This is a genomic window from Dorea sp. AM10-31 (assembly GCF_003435815.1).
GTDB lineage: Bacteria > Bacillota > Clostridia > Lachnospirales > Lachnospiraceae > Dorea_D > Dorea_D hominis.
This window is the reverse complement of the sequence record NZ_QTUV01000004.1, coordinates 72,727-86,244: the sequence shown is the minus strand read 5'-3', so window position 1 is coordinate 86,244 and position 13,518 is coordinate 72,727. Positions and strand designations below refer to the sequence as shown.

The window sequence follows — 13,518 nt, the reverse complement described above, 5'->3', positions numbered from 1 at the left end:
AGATAATTTAACGATTTATTGATGATTTTGTCACAATTTATTTATTTCATCTATACTTACTTGTACAGTTTTCTTTAACTTTTTCTAAATTAATCTTCGAATAAGTAACATTTAGCAATAATATAGTTGAAGACAATTACAATTCCCTGCGTAATGATTTTCACAAGAACACCTACAATTTCAACCCTTTCACTTTTTTATGCAAAAAAAGACTATGAAACAACTCTGCTTCATAGTCTTCCGATATTCTTTCAGCAATCTGATAATTAAACCAGTTCGATCAGAACTTCCATTGCTGCATCACCTTTACGCTGTCCGATCTTGATGATTCTTGTGTAACCACCATTACGATCAGCATATTTTGGTGCAATCTCATCAAAGAGTTTTGCAACAAGGTCAACATCTTTTGTATTTTTCTTTCTTCCAGCCTGTGCTGTCGGAACTTCTTTTACAGGATAGAGAACTTTTAACATCTGACGACGTGCGTGAAGTCTGCTAGGCATATCTTTCTTGATTGTCTTGTCAACTTCATCGTATACTGTAACTTTCTTACCGTCTACAACTTCTTTTACACGTTTTCCGTCTTTGTCTTTGCGAGCAACTTTAGCTTTAACAGTTACTTCTTCAAAGTTGTCTTTTTCTCTGACAGCCATAGCGATCAGACCTTCAGCGATCTTGCGGATCTCTTTAGCTTTAGCTTCTGTAGTCTTGATCTTACCATTGTTAAGTAATGCTGTTACCTGGTTTCTTAATAAAGCTTTTCTCTGGCTTGATGTTCTGCCGAGTTTTCTATACTTTGCCATTATTCATATCCTCCATATTTACACTTGGTTATACTCTTCGGGCTTACTAGCCAAATGCTCTGCTGTGCACTTTCAGACTTATCAGCAGAAGGCACTTTTAGGAAAAACCGTGGAAACCCGATTTATTCCTCTCCTTTGCTTAAGCTTAATCCTAATTCATCAAGCTTAGCAAGTACTTCTTCTAAGGACTTACGTCCAAGGTTACGAACTTTCATCATGTCTTCCGGTGTTCTGTTTGTCAGTTCTTCAACCGTGTTAATACCAGCCCTCTTCAGACAATTGTAAGAACGTACAGATAACTCTAATTCGTCAATGCTCATCTCAAGCACTTTCTCTTTCTCGTCATCTTCTTTTTCGATCATTACTTCTGCAGCCTGAGCTACTTCTGACAGATCAATGAACAGTTTCAGGTGCTCGCTGAGTACCTTAGCTGCCAAACTTACTGCTTCATCCGGGAGCAGTGTTCCGTTTGTGTATACATCTAATGTTAATTTGTCAAAATCTGTAATCTGACCAACACGAGTATTTTCAACGGTAAGATTTACACGTTCAACCGGTGTGTAGATAGAATCAATCGGAATTACCGCAATCGGCAAATCGTCGTTCTTATTCTTATCAGAGCTTACATATCCTCTTCCTTTCGTGATGGTTAATTCCATGTAAAGCTTGCTGTCTGCACCGCCGTTCAGTGTAGCGATTACTGTCTCAGGATTCATGATCTCGATGTCCTGATCCACCTGAATGTCTGCTGCTGTTACAACACCTTCACCCTCGAACTCGATATAAGCTGTCTTAGGCTCATCTGTCTCGGATGTATTCTTGATAGCCAGTGATTTCAAGTTCATGATAATCTCTGTAACATCCTCTTTCACCCCTGGAATGGAGCTGAACTCATGAAGTACCCCATCAATCTTCACCTGGCTGATTGCAGCACCCGGTAAAGATGAAAGCATGATTCTTCTAAGGGAGTTACCTAATGTTGTACCATATCCTCTTTCGAGTGGTTCTACAACGAATCTTCCATATTTCTTATCTTCTGAAATCTCAGTTATTTCAATATTGGGTTTATTAAAATCAAACACTAAGTCCACCTCCTGTGGTGTTACGGGTTATTATTTAGAATACAACTCGACGATTAACATCTCGTCTACTGGAACATCGATTGCTTCACGGTTTGGAAGTTCTTTAACTGTTCCTTTCAGAGCTTCAGCGTCAACTTCTAACCAATCCGGAACCATACGTCCGCCTGTAACTTCTACGATCTCTTTATATCTTGTTGAGCTCTTCTTAGCTTCTTTGATTTCGATCACATCACCAGCTTTGATAAGGTAAGATGGGATGTTTACCTGTTTACCATTAACAAGTACATGTTTGTGGTCAACGATCTGTCTTGCTTCACGTCTTGTTCTTGCAAGTCCCATACGGAATACTACGTTGTCCAGTCTGGACTCAAGAAAAACCATCAGGTTTTCACCAGTCATACCTGACATCTGTTTAGCTTTCTTGTAGTAGTTTCTGAAAGGTTTCTCTAATACACCATAGATGAATTTAGCTTTCTGTTTTTCACGTAACTGAAGACCATACTCGCTCATTTTTCTATTGGATCTTTTTAACTGTCTGTTGGACTTTTTATCAATTCCTAAATATACCGGATCCATTCCGAGAGAACGGCATCTTTTAAGAACCGGAACTCTATTTACTGCCATGTTTTATTTCCTCCTAATTTCAATCAGTTTACGGTAAGCGTATAATAAATCTAAAATAAGTATTACACTCTTCTGCGTTTCGGCGGACGGCAGCCATTGTGTGGTACCGGAGTAACATCCTTGATACTTGTTACGTCAATTCCGCATGCCTGCAGGGCACGAATTGCTGCTTCTCTACCTGAACCTGGTCCTTTAACCATAACGTCAACTGATTTCAAACCATGTACTAATGCTGCTTTAGCTGCTGTTTCAGCTGCCATCTGAGCTGCATAAGGGGTAGATTTTCTTGAACCTCTAAATCCAAGACCGCCTGCACTTGCCCATGAAAGAGCATTTCCCTGAGCATCTGTTAATGTAACGATTGTGTTATTAAAAGATGACTGGATGTGAGCCTGTCCATGTTCAACGTTTTTCTTGACACGTCTCTTTGTCACTTTTTTTGTAACTTTCTTTGCCATAATAAAACTAACCTACACTTTCCTTTTTAATTATTTCTTTTTGTTTGCTACTGTTCTCTTAGGACCTTTTCTTGTTCTTGCATTTGTCTTAGTCTTCTGACCACGAACCGGAAGTCCTTTTCTGTGACGGATACCTCTGTAGCATCCGATCTCCTGAAGTCTCTTAATGTTCAGAGCGATCTCTCTACGAAGATCACCTTCTACTGTCTGTGTCTCATCGATTACTGCACTGATCTTCTTAACGTCTTCGTCTGTCAGATCTCTGCAGCGGATATCAGCATCAACGCCTGCTTCTGCTAAAATACGTGTTGCACTTGCTCTGCCGATTCCATAGATATAAGTTAATCCGATCTCGACACGTTTGTCTCTTGGTAAGTCTACACCTGCTATACGAGCCATGTGATTGTTCCTCCATTTTCTTTTTACTTAGTTTTCATTGTCTTTAATAGGGGATTCTCTTAATGAAATCCCAGGTGTGTCGGTATCCACACCCTTTCCGGCCACCGCTTCATAAAACGGCAATGACGAGCCGGCATTAGAAGCAATATACGAGGATAGTCACCGGCTACAGGTGTTTCCTTGTATATTTCAAATAGTCTACACACCTCCTGGTGTGTCGTCTATCAGCCGCCTTAATTAACCCTGTCTCTGTTTATGCTTCGGGTTCTCGCAGATAATGCGAACGCTTCCTTTTCTTTTGATTACTTTGCATTTTTCGCAAATTGGTTTTACTGATGATCTAACCTTCACGGGGATCCTCCTTTCATCCATTGCTCTGCCTTTTGTATCTTGCGCTTTTTCGCTGTAAAAACCGCAACTCATTCGTCTTTACACATAGAAATGCCCGAAAACGCGCTTATATAGTATAGCATCATTTGTCCAGCAAAGTCAATAGACTTTTTATAATTTATTTATCTCTCCAGATAATTCTTCCTTTTGAAAGATCATATGGGGATAATTCTAAAGTTACTTTGTCACCTGGCAGAATCTTGATAAAGTTCATTCTGAGCTTTCCACTGATATGTGCAAGTACCTGGTGACCATTTTCCAGTTCTACCTGAAACATTGCGTTAGGTAATTTTTCTACTACAGTTCCTTCAATTTCAATTACGTCAGCTTTTGACATCTCTAATCCTCCTGATTTTCTTCTTTCTTATTCCATTCCTTTATGATCCGTCTGATCTTTACATCGTCTGCATCCTGTATATCATATTGCTGCAATATGATCTGCACATGTTTCTTCTTTTTCTTTTTTGGTTTCTGTAACGTGCGTAGTCTTCCATCCGCCAGATATACATATGCATCTTCTGTTCCGGTTATGATAAAGATCTCTCCCGCATCATGTCCGGCTTTCGATCTGACAAGCATTCCTTTTTCAAATCTGTCCATACTATATGCCCTCAGTTAAAGAAAGAAGTTTCGGTTCGTTTTCTGTGATCAATACCGTATTCTCATAATGTGCAGATAACGAATGGTCTCTTGTTACTACAGTCCAGTCATCATCCATCCAGTCAACTTCCCATCCACCGATGTTAATCATAGGTTCAATAGCAAGTGTCATTCCGGCTTTTAACAGTACACCTTTACGCTTCATCTCATAATTCGGTATCTCCGGTGCCTCATGAAGTGCTGTTCCTATGCCATGGCCGCACAGGTCACGCACAACGCCGTATCCTCTCTCTTCAGCGTATCTTCCGATTGCCCCGGATATATCAAATAAATGATTGCCTTCTTTCGCGTATTTTATACCTTCGAAGAAACACTCTCTTGTCACGCGTACCAGATCCTGCGCCTCTTTGGATACTTCTCCAACGCAATGTGTACGTGCTGCATCCGAGTGATATCCTTTATAAATAACTCCTGCATCCAGGCTGACAATGTCGCCTTCTCTGATGATCCTGTGTTCACTCGGAATTCCGTGAACCACTTCATCGTTCACTGACACACAGATTGATGCCGGATATCCATTGTAATCCAGAAATGACGGGATACATCCATAGCTGCGGATGATCTCTTCACCAAGGCGGTCGATTGCCTTGGTCGTCATTCCCGGATGAAGTGCTTTTTCTAATTCCTTATGAACAATTTCCAATATACGTCCGGCTTCTGTCATTAATTCAATTTCTCTGGACGATTTTACTGTAATTGGCATGTTCTTATTCTCCTAAAATCTTTACGATTGTCTGGAATACATCCTCGATATCAATCGTTCCATCGACTGTAGTCAGTATTCCGGCTTTTGTATAATAGTCAATCAACGGCTGTGTCTGCTCATGATATACCCCAAGACGTTTCTTCACTGTCTCCGGCTTGTCATCATCTCTTAAAATTAGCTCTTTTCCGCATGTATCGCAGATACCATCTACTTTGGTCGGAGCATATTCCAGATGATATGTTGCGCCACAACCTACACATGCACGGCGGCCACCCATACGATGAACTATATTCTCATCCGGGACATCTACATCAATCGCATAATCTATTTTCTGTCCCAGTTTTTCAAGTGCAACATCCAATGCTTCTGCCTGCGGGATTGTTCTCGGAAATCCGTCCAGAACATATCCTTCTTTACAATCTTCCTGGTTCACGCGGTCTACAACGAGATCTACAACCAGTTCATCCGGAACAAGAAGTCCCTGATCCATGTACGTTTTCGCTTGTTTACCCAATTCCGTACCATTTTTAATGTTTGCTCTAAAGATGTCTCCGGTTGAAATATGAGGAATGTTATATTTTGCGGCAATTTTCTTTGCCTGAGTTCCCTTGCCCGCTCCAGGGGCTCCTAACATAATAATTTTCATATGAGTTCCTCCTTATAGCATTTTAACCCGCGGATAAAATCCGCGAGTCAAATTGCTTATATGCTTAACTGTTCAAAAATCCTTTGTAGTTACGTACTAATAACTGTGACTCAATCTGTTTGAGTGTTTCAAGTACGACGCTGACAATAATGATCAGTGATGTACCACCAAAGGATACTTTTGCACCTAACCATCCATTAAAGAAAATCGGAATAACCTGTACAATGACAAGTCCGCATGCTCCGATAAAGATGATATAGTTAAGTCTCTTTGTCAAATATTCTACGGTTGGTTTACCAGGACGGATACCCGGGATAAATCCACCGCTTTTTTTCATATTATTTGCAATCTCTAATGGATTGAATGTAATGGATGTATAGAAGTAAGCAAAGAATACTGTCAATATAATGTATACGACTAATCCCCAGCTGTACTGAATCTGATCCGGATTCAACCAGTTACCCTGATTCATTCCCTTTAAGATCTGACTTCCAATTCCGTTACCGTTTCCCTTGCCTGCCAGTGAAGCAATGACAATCGGAAACTGCATCAGAGATGATGCAAAGATGATCGGAATAACACCTGCGGTGTTTACTTTCAACGGGATGTGTGTTGTCTGTCCACCGTATGTTCTTCTTCCTGTCACCTTCTGTGAATACTGTACCGCGATTCTGCGTTCAGCATCTTGAAGCAATGTAGTAAATACTACAAGTGCAAGAATGATTGCAAGAATAATTACTGCCGCGAGTCCGCCTTTGGCAATGCTCTTGCCTTTTACGAACTGGCTGTAAAGTGTTGTCATATCATTCGGTACACGGGAAAGAATATTAATCACCAGAACGATGGAAATACCATTTCCTACGCCCTTCTCTGTAATCTGTTCACCTGCCCACATCAAGAATGCGGATCCGGCTGTCAGTGTTAATACTACGATTGCAGCATTTACAAAGTTGTATTCTTTCAGAAGTCCCTGACGTCCAAATCCAACTGACATCGCAATTGATTCGATCAGAGCAAGTACAACTGTAAGATAACGGGTAATTTTTGTAAGTTTCTTTCTTCCGTCTTCACCATCTTTCTGCATCTCTTCCAACTGCGGAATCGCAATTGTAAGAAGCTGGATAATGATGGATGATGTAATGTATGGTGTAATACTCAGAGCAAATACGGACATCTGCTCAAAAGATCCACCGGTGAAAGCGTTAAATAAATTAAACGCTTCACCTGTGTTCTGTGCAAAAAACTCTTTGATATAGCTTGGGTTAACTCCCGGTGTCGGCAGTTCTGAACCGAGTCTAATCACGATTAACATTAAAAATGTATATCCGATTCTTCTCCGGAGATCCTTAATTTTAAATGCTCTTCGCAATGTATCAAACATTAGATCACCTCTGCTTTTCCACCTAAAGCCTCAATCTTAGCAATTGCTCCTTTGCTGAATGCATTAGCCTGTACTGTAAGCTTTTTAGTTAACTCTCCGTTTCCAAGAATCTTAACTCCATCTCTAGGATTTTTAACGATTCCCTGTTCGATCAGTGTCTCTACTGAAACAACTGCATCGTTCTCGAATACTTCAAGAGCATCTACGTTAATTCCAACGATTGTCTTAGAATTTCTGTTTGTAAATCCTCTCTTCGGAATTCTTCTGTATAACGGCATCTGTCCACCTTCGAAACCTGGTCTTGTGCCTCCTGAACGAGCTTTCTGACCTTTGTGTCCCTTACCGGCTGTTTTACCATTTCCAGATCCGTGTCCACGTCCTTTTCTGAAATTATCACTCTGTTTTGATCCATCAGCTGGTCTTAAGTTAGATAAATCCATTGTAACACCTCCTTATCTGATATCTAAATTCTTACGCTTCTTCAACTTTTACCAGGTGTTGTACCTGTTTTACCATACCTCTGGTAGCTGCATTATCCGGAAGTTCAACTGTTTTGTTGACTTTCTTCAGTCCAAGTGCTTCTACAGTTTTCTTATGCTTCGGTACAGCACCAATTGTAGATTTTACTAATGTAACTTTTAAATTTGCCATTTGGTTCTCCCTCCTTAGCCTAAGATCTCTTCAACAGATTTACCGCGAAGCTTAGCTACTGCTTCCGGAGTCTTAACCTGACGTAATCCTTCGATTGTAGCAAGAACAACATTCTGTTTGTTGTTAGAACCAAGAGATTTTGTACGGATGTTCTTGATTCCTGCCATCTCGATTACGGCACGCGCCGGACCACCGGCGATAACTCCAGTACCTTCCGGAGCTTTCTTAAGTAATACGGAAGCTCCTCCGAATTTACCGATAAAATCGTGTGTAATACTTTCATTTTCATCTAATGCTACATTGATAAGATTCTTTGCTGCATCTTCTTTTCCTTTACGGATTGCTTCCGGAATCTCTGTAGCTTTTCCTAAGCCTGCACCAACATGACCATTTCCGTCTCCGACAACTACTAAAGCTGTGAATCTCATGTTACGGCCACCTTTAACAACTTTGGTTACACGCTTGATTGATACCACTTTTTCATTTAACTCTAACTGACTAGCATCAATACGTTCCTGTCTCATGTGTGCTCCTCCTTATTAGAAATTCAATCCAGCTTCTCTAGCTGCATCTGCTAATGCCTGTACTTTACCCTGGTAAATAAATCCACCTCTGTCGAAAACTACTTCTTTGATTCCTTTTTCAAGAGCTTTCTCAGCGATTACTTTTCCAAGATATGCTGCTGCATCAACGTTGTTTGTTTTCTCTAAGTTTGCCTTCACATCTTTCTGAAGAGTGGATGCGGAAACCAGAGTTGTCTGTGCTACGTCATCGATGATCTGTGCATACATATGATTGTTACTTCTGAACACTGCCAGACGTGGGCACTGTGCTGTACCACTTAAACGGTTACGTAACTTTCTGTGTTTGTTTACACGTACTTCACTTCTAGATTTTTTGCTAACCATTTTCACACTCTCCTTTCTTATTTCTTACCAGTCTTACCGACTTTACGTCTAATTACTTCATCAGCATATTTGATTCCCTTGCCCTTATATGGCTCCGGTCTTCTCTTATCTCTGATCTCAGCTGCATACTGGCCTACTTTTTCTTTATCAATACCTTTAACAGTGATCTTGTTCTGACCTTCAACAACAGTCTCAACACCTTCTGGATCTTCCATCTCTACCGGATGAGAATATCCAAGGTTCAGTGTTAATTTGTTTCCGGATTTAGCTGCTCTGTAACCAACTCCGTTTACTTCCAGAACTTTCTCATATCCTGCTGTAACACCTACTACCATGTTGTTGATCAGTGTTCTTGTAAGACCATGTAAAGATTTCATTTTCTTTAAGTCATTCGGTCTTGTTACGACGATTTCGTCGCCTTCCTGTTTGATTTCCATCTCTACAGGGAGAGCTTTTTCAAGTGTTCCTTTTGGACCTTTAACGGTCACATAGTTATTCTCTGCAATTGTTACTTCAACGCCTGCAGGAATAGCAACTGGATGTCTTCCGATACGTGACATATCCTGTTCCTCCTTAACTTAGATTCTCGGAGTGAGCTTACGCCCACTCTGTTTTCAGTTTGCAGTTACTACCAAACGTAGCAGAGTACTTCTCCACCTACGCCAAGTTTTCTAGCTTCTTTATCTGTGATCACGCCTTTGTTAGTAGAGATGATCGCTGTTCCAAGTCCGCCCATTACTTTCGGAATGTCTGCGCTGTTAGCGTAAACACGAAGACCTGGCTTAGAAATTCTCTTAAGACCTGTGATTACCTTTTCATTCTTGTCTACACCGTATTTCAGTGTAATATGAATTGTCTTGAAGATTCCGTCTTCGATGACATCATATTTTGTGATATATCCTTCATCTAACAGGATGTTTGCAATCGCAAGTTTCATTTTAGATGCCGGTACATCAACTGTATCGTGTTTCGCAGTATTTGCATTACGAATTCTTGTAAGCATATCTGCAATTGGATCGCTCATAGTCATGAATTGTTTCCTCCTTTACCAACTTGCTTTCTTAACGCCTGGGATCTGTCCTTTGTATGCCAATTCGCGGAAGCAAACACGGCAGATTCCATATTTTCTCAAATATGCATGTGGACGACCACAGATTTTGCAACGATTATATTCTCTTGTGGAGAATTTCTGCTTACGCTGCTGTTTTACTTTCATTGCTGTCTTAGCCATAATTTACCTCCTTATTTTGTGAACGGCATGTTGAACTGTGTTAACAATTCACGAGCCTCTTCATCAGTCTTTGCTGTTGTAACAAAGATGATGTCCATTCCTCTTACTTTATCTACTTTATCGTACTCGATTTCAGGGAAGATGAGCTGCTCTTTAATTCCGAGTGCGTAGTTTCCTCTTCCGTCAAATGCGTTTGGATTAACACCTCTGAAGTCACGTACACGAGGAAGTGCAAGGTTGATCAGACGATCAACGAACTCATACATCTTTTCTCCTCTTAAAGTAACTTTACATCCGATAGCCATTCCTTCTCTTAATTTGAAGTTCGCTACAGATTTTTTAGCACGGCAGATAACTGCTTTCTGTCCTGTAATCTTCTCCATATCAGCGATTGCAGAATCTAACAGTTTTGCATTGTCTTTTGCTTCACCTACACCCATGTTGATAACAACTTTATCGAGCTTCGGTACTTCCATAATATTCTTATATCCGAACTTTTTCGTTAATGCATCAACGATCTCGTTCTGATACTGTTCTTTCAGTCTACTCAAAGTGTATACCCTCCTTTCCAGAATTAATCGATCACTTCGCCTGTTGATTTAGCGAAACGTACTTTTTTGTCTCCGTCCATCTTGATTCCAACTCTTGTAGCTTTTCCTTTGTGGATGTACATTACGTTAGAAACGTCGATAGCAGCTTCCTGCTGGATGATTCCACCAGCCTGGTTTGTTGCACTAGGTTTTGTGTGCTTTGTAACCATGTTTACGCCTTCAACAACAACTCTTGCGTTTTTCTGATCTACGGAAAGAACTTTTCCTTCTTTGTCTTTATCTTTACCAGCGATAACTTTAACTGTATCGCCTTTTTTAATCTTTAACATTGACATCTTCGTTCGCACCTCCTTACAGTACTTCCGGAGCCAAGGAAACAATTCTCATGAACTGTTTGTCACGAAGCTCTCTTGCTACAGGCCCAAAGATACGGGTTCCTCTTGGTGTCTTGTCATCTTTTATAATAACTGCAGCGTTCTCATCAAAACGAATGTAAGAACCATCTTTACGACGAGTGCTGTTTACAGTACGAACAACAACTGCCTTTACAACGTCACCTTTTTTAACAACGCCGCCTGGTGTTGCATCTTTAACAGTAGCAACGATCACGTCTCCGATACTTGCATATCTTCTTGTAGATCCACCAAGTACACGGATACACAGTAACTCTTTCGCACCTGTATTGTCTGCTACTTTCAGTCTGCTTTCTTGCTGTATCATGCAGGTTTCCCTCCTTATACTATTTTGCTTTTTCCATAATTTCAACAAGTCTCCATCTCTTATCTTTAGATAATGGTCTTGTTTCCATAACTTTTACTTTGTCACCAATGTTGCATTCATTTGCTTCATCATGTGCTTTTAATTTGTATGTTCTCTTTACGATCTTCTTATAAAGAGGATGCTTTACATGATCTTCAACTGCAACTACTATGGTCTTATCCATTTTATTGCTGATAACCTTACCAACTCTGGTTTTTCTAAGATTTCTTTCCACAGTCTCTGCTCCTTTCTTTTATTGGATGCTTATTGAGCTGCCTTTTCAGTAATTACTGTCTGAATTCTGGCAATGTTTCTTCTTACTTCTTTGATTCTGCTTGTATTATCTAACTGATTTGTTGCGTTCTGGAATCTTAAGTTGAAAAGTTCCTTTTTAGCAGCTACTAATTCTTCATTCAGCTCTGCAGCTGATTTTGTTTTTAAATCTTCTACAAATGCATTAATTTTCACTGTTATCACCGCCTTCTAAGTCTGCGCGAGAAACTACTTTACATTTACAAGGAAGCTTGTGTGTTGCCAGACGAAGAGCTTCTCTTGCAACTTCTTCTGATACACCGGCGATCTCGAACATTACGCGTCCCGGTTTTACAACAGCTACCCAGTACTCTAAGGTTCCTTTACCAGAACCCATACGTGTTTCAGCTGGTTTTGTAGTTACAGGTTTATCTGGGAATATTTTGATCCAAACTTTACCACCACGCTTGATGTAACGTGTCATAGCGATACGGGCTGCTTCGATCTGGTTGGAACGGATCCAGCATGGTTCCATTGCAACAATACCATATTCACCGTTTGTAATCTTATTTCCGCGAAGTGCTTTACCTTTCATGGTACCACGGAACTGTTTACGACGTTTTACTCTTTTTGGCATTAACATGATTTATTTCTCTCCTTCCTTATGTGCTTTTTCCGGAAGAACCTCGCCTTTGTAAATCCATACTTTAACACCAACTTTTCCGTAAGTTGTGTTTGCCTCGGCGAATCCGTAGTCGATGTCTGCTCTAAGTGTCTGAAGAGGAATTGTTCCCTCGCTGTAGAACTCTGTACGAGCCATATCAGCTCCACCAAGACGTCCAGAAACAGATGTCTTAACTCCGAGAGCTCCTGATTTCATAGTTCTTGACATGCAGGATTTCATAGCACGTCTGAAAGAAATACGGTTCTCAAGCTGAAGAGCGATATTTTCTGCTACTAACTGAGCATCTTTATCCGGTCTCTTAACCTCTTTGATGTCTACGATTAACTTCTTGTCAGTAAACTGTGTAAGTTCACCTTTTACTTTTTCAATCTCTGCTCCACCTTTACCGATTACTACTCCAGGTTTTGCTGTATAAATAATAATTTTAACGCGGTCAGATGCTCTTTCGATCTCGATCTTAGAAACACCGGCGCTGTATAATCTTTTCTTAAGATACGTTCTGATTTCATGGTCTTCTACTAAGTAGTCTGCGAAATCTTTTTCTGCATACCATCTTGAGTCCCAGTCTTTGATAACACCGACTCTCAAGCCATGAGGATTAACTTTCTGTCCCATGTTTGCCCTCCTTATCTTTCATCAAGCACAAGTGTAATGTGGCTCATTCTCTTCTCGATTCTGTAAGCTCTGCCCTGTGCTCTCGGTCTGATTCTCTTCATTGTTGGTCCTTTGTTTGCATAAGCCTCTGCAATATACAGGTTCTCAGCATTCATGCCGTTATTGTTCTCAGCATTAGCAATTGCAGACTCTAATAATTTCTTTATTAAACTAGAAGCATATCTTGGATTGTATGTCAAAATACCAAGTGCTGTTGTTACATCCTTACCTCTGATGGCATCTAATACGAAGCATGCTTTCTGAACAGAAACTCTTGCGTAAGATAACTTAGCAGAAGGTCTTGTATCTTTGTTAGCATTTCTTTCTCTCTTAATCTGGGATCTATGTCCTTTAGCCATGGATGAACCCTCCTTTCACAATCTAATTATCTAACTTTTGATTTCTTTTCGTCTTTTCCATGTCCTCTATAAGTTCTGGTAGCTACGAACTCACCGAGTTTGTGTCCTACCATATCCTCTGTTACATATACAGGTACATGTTTTCTTCCGTCATGAACGGCAATTGTATGTCCAACCATGCTTGGGAAGATTGTAGAACGGCGAGACCATGTTTTAACAACAGATTTTTCTCCCGCAGCGTTCATTGCGTCGATCTTCTTAAGCAGGCTTGCGTCTGCGAATGGTCCTTTTTTAATTGAACGTGCCATAGGTTCTAACC

At 40.4% G+C, this 13,518-nt stretch carries 27 protein-coding genes; all 27 read right to left on the bottom strand.

Annotation, left to right across the window (positions count from 1 at the left end):
* Window positions 1-266 precede the first annotated feature (266 nt).
* On the bottom strand, window positions 267-803 hold the full coding sequence (locus tag DW125_RS08235; protein WP_021860952.1) for a bL17 family ribosomal protein: 537 nt from the start codon (window positions 801-803) through the stop codon (window positions 267-269).
* 122 nt (window positions 804-925) lie between these two features.
* On the bottom strand, window positions 926-1,885 hold the full coding sequence (locus DW125_RS08230; protein ID WP_021860953.1) for a DNA-directed RNA polymerase subunit alpha: 960 nt from the start codon (window positions 1,883-1,885) through the stop codon (window positions 926-928).
* 30 nt (window positions 1,886-1,915) lie between these two features.
* Entirely contained in the window at window positions 1,916-2,509 is a 594-nt protein-coding gene (gene rpsD, locus DW125_RS08225; RefSeq protein WP_117537800.1) for a 30S ribosomal protein S4, read from the bottom strand.
* Window positions 2,510-2,571: 62 nt separating this feature from the next.
* Window positions 2,572-2,967, bottom strand: a complete 396-nt coding sequence (gene rpsK, locus DW125_RS08220) for a 30S ribosomal protein S11 (protein WP_117537799.1) — start codon at window positions 2,965-2,967, stop codon at window positions 2,572-2,574.
* 30 nt (window positions 2,968-2,997) lie between these two features.
* Window positions 2,998-3,366, bottom strand: a complete 369-nt coding sequence (gene rpsM / locus DW125_RS08215) for a 30S ribosomal protein S13 (RefSeq protein WP_117537798.1) — start codon at window positions 3,364-3,366, stop codon at window positions 2,998-3,000.
* Between the two features lie 237 nt (window positions 3,367-3,603).
* Window positions 3,604-3,717 (bottom strand): 50S ribosomal protein L36, encoded by a 114-nt coding sequence (gene rpmJ, locus DW125_RS08210; protein ID WP_005339020.1) that lies wholly within the window; start codon window positions 3,715-3,717, stop codon window positions 3,604-3,606.
* A gap of 157 nt (window positions 3,718-3,874) precedes the next feature.
* The gene (gene infA, locus DW125_RS08205) at window positions 3,875-4,093 is read right to left on the bottom strand and encodes a translation initiation factor IF-1 (protein WP_004607275.1); all 219 of its coding nucleotides are present in this window, start codon (window positions 4,091-4,093) and stop codon (window positions 3,875-3,877) included.
* A gap of 2 nt (window positions 4,094-4,095) precedes the next feature.
* Window positions 4,096-4,356 (bottom strand): KOW domain-containing RNA-binding protein, encoded by a 261-nt coding sequence (locus tag DW125_RS08200; RefSeq protein ID WP_021859534.1) that lies wholly within the window; start codon window positions 4,354-4,356, stop codon window positions 4,096-4,098.
* 1 nt (window position 4,357) lies between these two features.
* Entirely contained in the window at window positions 4,358-5,119 is a 762-nt protein-coding gene (gene map, locus DW125_RS08195; RefSeq protein ID WP_021859533.1) for a type I methionyl aminopeptidase, read from the bottom strand.
* A gap of 4 nt (window positions 5,120-5,123) precedes the next feature.
* Window positions 5,124-5,768 carry an adenylate kinase gene (locus DW125_RS08190; protein ID WP_021859532.1) on the bottom strand — a complete coding sequence of 215 codons (645 nt, stop codon included), beginning with the start codon at window positions 5,766-5,768 and terminating at the stop codon, window positions 5,124-5,126.
* A 64-nt stretch (window positions 5,769-5,832) separates the two neighbouring features.
* The gene (secY, locus tag DW125_RS08185; protein ID WP_021859531.1) at window positions 5,833-7,149 is read right to left on the bottom strand and encodes a preprotein translocase subunit SecY; all 1,317 of its coding nucleotides are present in this window, start codon (window positions 7,147-7,149) and stop codon (window positions 5,833-5,835) included.
* Window positions 7,149-7,589: a 50S ribosomal protein L15 gene (gene rplO, locus DW125_RS08180; protein WP_021859530.1), complete on the bottom strand. Its 441-nt coding sequence runs from the start codon at window positions 7,587-7,589 to the stop codon at window positions 7,149-7,151. Before rplO ends, secY begins: the two co-directional genes overlap by 1 nt.
* A 31-nt stretch (window positions 7,590-7,620) precedes the next feature.
* Window positions 7,621-7,800: a 50S ribosomal protein L30 gene (rpmD, locus tag DW125_RS08175; protein WP_021859529.1), complete on the bottom strand. Its 180-nt coding sequence runs from the start codon at window positions 7,798-7,800 to the stop codon at window positions 7,621-7,623.
* A gap of 14 nt (window positions 7,801-7,814) precedes the next feature.
* Entirely contained in the window at window positions 7,815-8,324 is a 510-nt protein-coding gene (gene rpsE, locus DW125_RS08170) for a 30S ribosomal protein S5 (protein ID WP_021859528.1), read from the bottom strand.
* A 15-nt stretch (window positions 8,325-8,339) separates the two neighbouring features.
* The gene (gene rplR, locus DW125_RS08165) at window positions 8,340-8,708 is read right to left on the bottom strand and encodes a 50S ribosomal protein L18 (RefSeq protein ID WP_021859527.1); all 369 of its coding nucleotides are present in this window, start codon (window positions 8,706-8,708) and stop codon (window positions 8,340-8,342) included.
* A gap of 17 nt (window positions 8,709-8,725) precedes the next feature.
* The gene (gene rplF / locus DW125_RS08160; RefSeq protein WP_021859526.1) at window positions 8,726-9,268 is read right to left on the bottom strand and encodes a 50S ribosomal protein L6; all 543 of its coding nucleotides are present in this window, start codon (window positions 9,266-9,268) and stop codon (window positions 8,726-8,728) included.
* A gap of 68 nt (window positions 9,269-9,336) precedes the next feature.
* On the bottom strand, window positions 9,337-9,738 hold the full coding sequence (rpsH, locus tag DW125_RS08155) for a 30S ribosomal protein S8 (RefSeq protein ID WP_021859525.1): 402 nt from the start codon (window positions 9,736-9,738) through the stop codon (window positions 9,337-9,339).
* A 15-nt stretch (window positions 9,739-9,753) separates the two neighbouring features.
* On the bottom strand, window positions 9,754-9,939 hold the full coding sequence (locus DW125_RS08150; protein WP_021859524.1) for a type Z 30S ribosomal protein S14: 186 nt from the start codon (window positions 9,937-9,939) through the stop codon (window positions 9,754-9,756).
* A gap of 11 nt (window positions 9,940-9,950) precedes the next feature.
* Window positions 9,951-10,490 (bottom strand): 50S ribosomal protein L5, encoded by a 540-nt coding sequence (gene rplE / locus DW125_RS08145; protein WP_117537797.1) that lies wholly within the window; start codon window positions 10,488-10,490, stop codon window positions 9,951-9,953.
* Window positions 10,491-10,513: 23 nt separating this feature from the next.
* Window positions 10,514-10,825 carry a 50S ribosomal protein L24 gene (rplX, locus tag DW125_RS08140; protein ID WP_021859535.1) on the bottom strand — a complete coding sequence of 104 codons (312 nt, stop codon included), beginning with the start codon at window positions 10,823-10,825 and terminating at the stop codon, window positions 10,514-10,516.
* A gap of 16 nt (window positions 10,826-10,841) precedes the next feature.
* Complete coding sequence (gene rplN, locus DW125_RS08135; protein ID WP_006427393.1) at window positions 10,842-11,210, bottom strand: 50S ribosomal protein L14; 369 nt, start codon at window positions 11,208-11,210, stop codon at window positions 10,842-10,844.
* A gap of 19 nt (window positions 11,211-11,229) precedes the next feature.
* Window positions 11,230-11,484 carry a 30S ribosomal protein S17 gene (gene rpsQ, locus DW125_RS08130; RefSeq protein WP_021860016.1) on the bottom strand — a complete coding sequence of 85 codons (255 nt, stop codon included), beginning with the start codon at window positions 11,482-11,484 and terminating at the stop codon, window positions 11,230-11,232.
* A 29-nt stretch (window positions 11,485-11,513) separates the two neighbouring features.
* Complete coding sequence (rpmC, locus tag DW125_RS08125) at window positions 11,514-11,717, bottom strand: 50S ribosomal protein L29 (RefSeq protein ID WP_021860015.1); 204 nt, start codon at window positions 11,715-11,717, stop codon at window positions 11,514-11,516.
* Window positions 11,707-12,144, bottom strand: coding sequence for a 50S ribosomal protein L16 (gene rplP / locus DW125_RS08120; protein WP_117537796.1), 438 nt, complete (start codon window positions 12,142-12,144; stop codon window positions 11,707-11,709). Before rplP ends, rpmC begins: the two co-directional genes overlap by 11 nt.
* A 3-nt stretch (window positions 12,145-12,147) precedes the next feature.
* Window positions 12,148-12,801, bottom strand: a complete 654-nt coding sequence (rpsC, locus tag DW125_RS08115; RefSeq protein WP_021860586.1) for a 30S ribosomal protein S3 — start codon at window positions 12,799-12,801, stop codon at window positions 12,148-12,150.
* A gap of 11 nt (window positions 12,802-12,812) precedes the next feature.
* Window positions 12,813-13,199 (bottom strand): 50S ribosomal protein L22, encoded by a 387-nt coding sequence (rplV, locus tag DW125_RS08110; RefSeq protein WP_004607294.1) that lies wholly within the window; start codon window positions 13,197-13,199, stop codon window positions 12,813-12,815.
* Between the two features lie 26 nt (window positions 13,200-13,225).
* On the bottom strand, window positions 13,226-13,507 hold the full coding sequence (gene rpsS, locus DW125_RS08105) for a 30S ribosomal protein S19 (RefSeq protein WP_021860954.1): 282 nt from the start codon (window positions 13,505-13,507) through the stop codon (window positions 13,226-13,228).
* Between the last annotated feature and the right edge of the window lie 11 nt (window positions 13,508-13,518).

Coding starts and splice junctions, on each gene's coding strand:
- DW125_RS08235 (WP_021860952.1), bottom strand. CDS start 803: ATGGCAAAGTATAGAAAACTCGGCAGAACATCAAGCCAGAGAAAAGCT.
- rpsD (WP_117537800.1), bottom strand. CDS start 2,509: ATGGCAGTAAATAGAGTTCCGGTTCTTAAAAGATGCCGTTCTCTCGGA.
- rpsK (WP_117537799.1), bottom strand. CDS start 2,967: ATGGCAAAGAAAGTTACAAAAAAAGTGACAAAGAGACGTGTCAAGAAA.
- rpsM (WP_117537798.1), bottom strand. CDS start 3,366: ATGGCTCGTATAGCAGGTGTAGACTTACCAAGAGACAAACGTGTCGAG.
- infA (WP_004607275.1), bottom strand. CDS start 4,093: ATGTCAAAAGCTGACGTAATTGAAATTGAAGGAACTGTAGTAGAAAAA.
- DW125_RS08200 (WP_021859534.1), bottom strand. CDS start 4,356: ATGGACAGATTTGAAAAAGGAATGCTTGTCAGATCGAAAGCCGGACAT.
- map (WP_021859533.1), bottom strand. CDS start 5,119: ATGCCAATTACAGTAAAATCGTCCAGAGAAATTGAATTAATGACAGAA.
- DW125_RS08190 (WP_021859532.1), bottom strand. CDS start 5,768: ATGAAAATTATTATGTTAGGAGCCCCTGGAGCGGGCAAGGGAACTCAG.
- secY (WP_021859531.1), bottom strand. CDS start 7,149: ATGTTTGATACATTGCGAAGAGCATTTAAAATTAAGGATCTCCGGAGA.
- rplO (WP_021859530.1), bottom strand. CDS start 7,589: ATGGATTTATCTAACTTAAGACCAGCTGATGGATCAAAACAGAGTGAT.
- rpmD (WP_021859529.1), bottom strand. CDS start 7,800: ATGGCAAATTTAAAAGTTACATTAGTAAAATCTACAATTGGTGCTGTA.
- rpsE (WP_021859528.1), bottom strand. CDS start 8,324: ATGAGACAGGAACGTATTGATGCTAGTCAGTTAGAGTTAAATGAAAAA.
- rplR (WP_021859527.1), bottom strand. CDS start 8,708: ATGGTTAGCAAAAAATCTAGAAGTGAAGTACGTGTAAACAAACACAGA.
- rplF (WP_021859526.1), bottom strand. CDS start 9,268: ATGTCACGTATCGGAAGACATCCAGTTGCTATTCCTGCAGGCGTTGAA.
- rpsH (WP_021859525.1), bottom strand. CDS start 9,738: ATGACTATGAGCGATCCAATTGCAGATATGCTTACAAGAATTCGTAAT.
- DW125_RS08150 (WP_021859524.1), bottom strand. CDS start 9,939: ATGGCTAAGACAGCAATGAAAGTAAAACAGCAGCGTAAGCAGAAATTC.
- rplX (WP_021859535.1), bottom strand. CDS start 10,825: ATGTCAATGTTAAAGATTAAAAAAGGCGATACAGTTAAAGTTATCGCT.
- rplN (WP_006427393.1), bottom strand. CDS start 11,210: ATGATACAGCAAGAAAGCAGACTGAAAGTAGCAGACAATACAGGTGCG.
- rplP (WP_117537796.1), bottom strand. CDS start 12,144: ATGTTAATGCCAAAAAGAGTAAAACGTCGTAAACAGTTCCGTGGTACC.
- rpsC (WP_021860586.1), bottom strand. CDS start 12,801: ATGGGACAGAAAGTTAATCCTCATGGCTTGAGAGTCGGTGTTATCAAA.
- rplV (WP_004607294.1), bottom strand. CDS start 13,199: ATGGCTAAAGGACATAGATCCCAGATTAAGAGAGAAAGAAATGCTAAC.
- rpsS (WP_021860954.1), bottom strand. CDS start 13,507: ATGGCACGTTCAATTAAAAAAGGACCATTCGCAGACGCAAGCCTGCTT.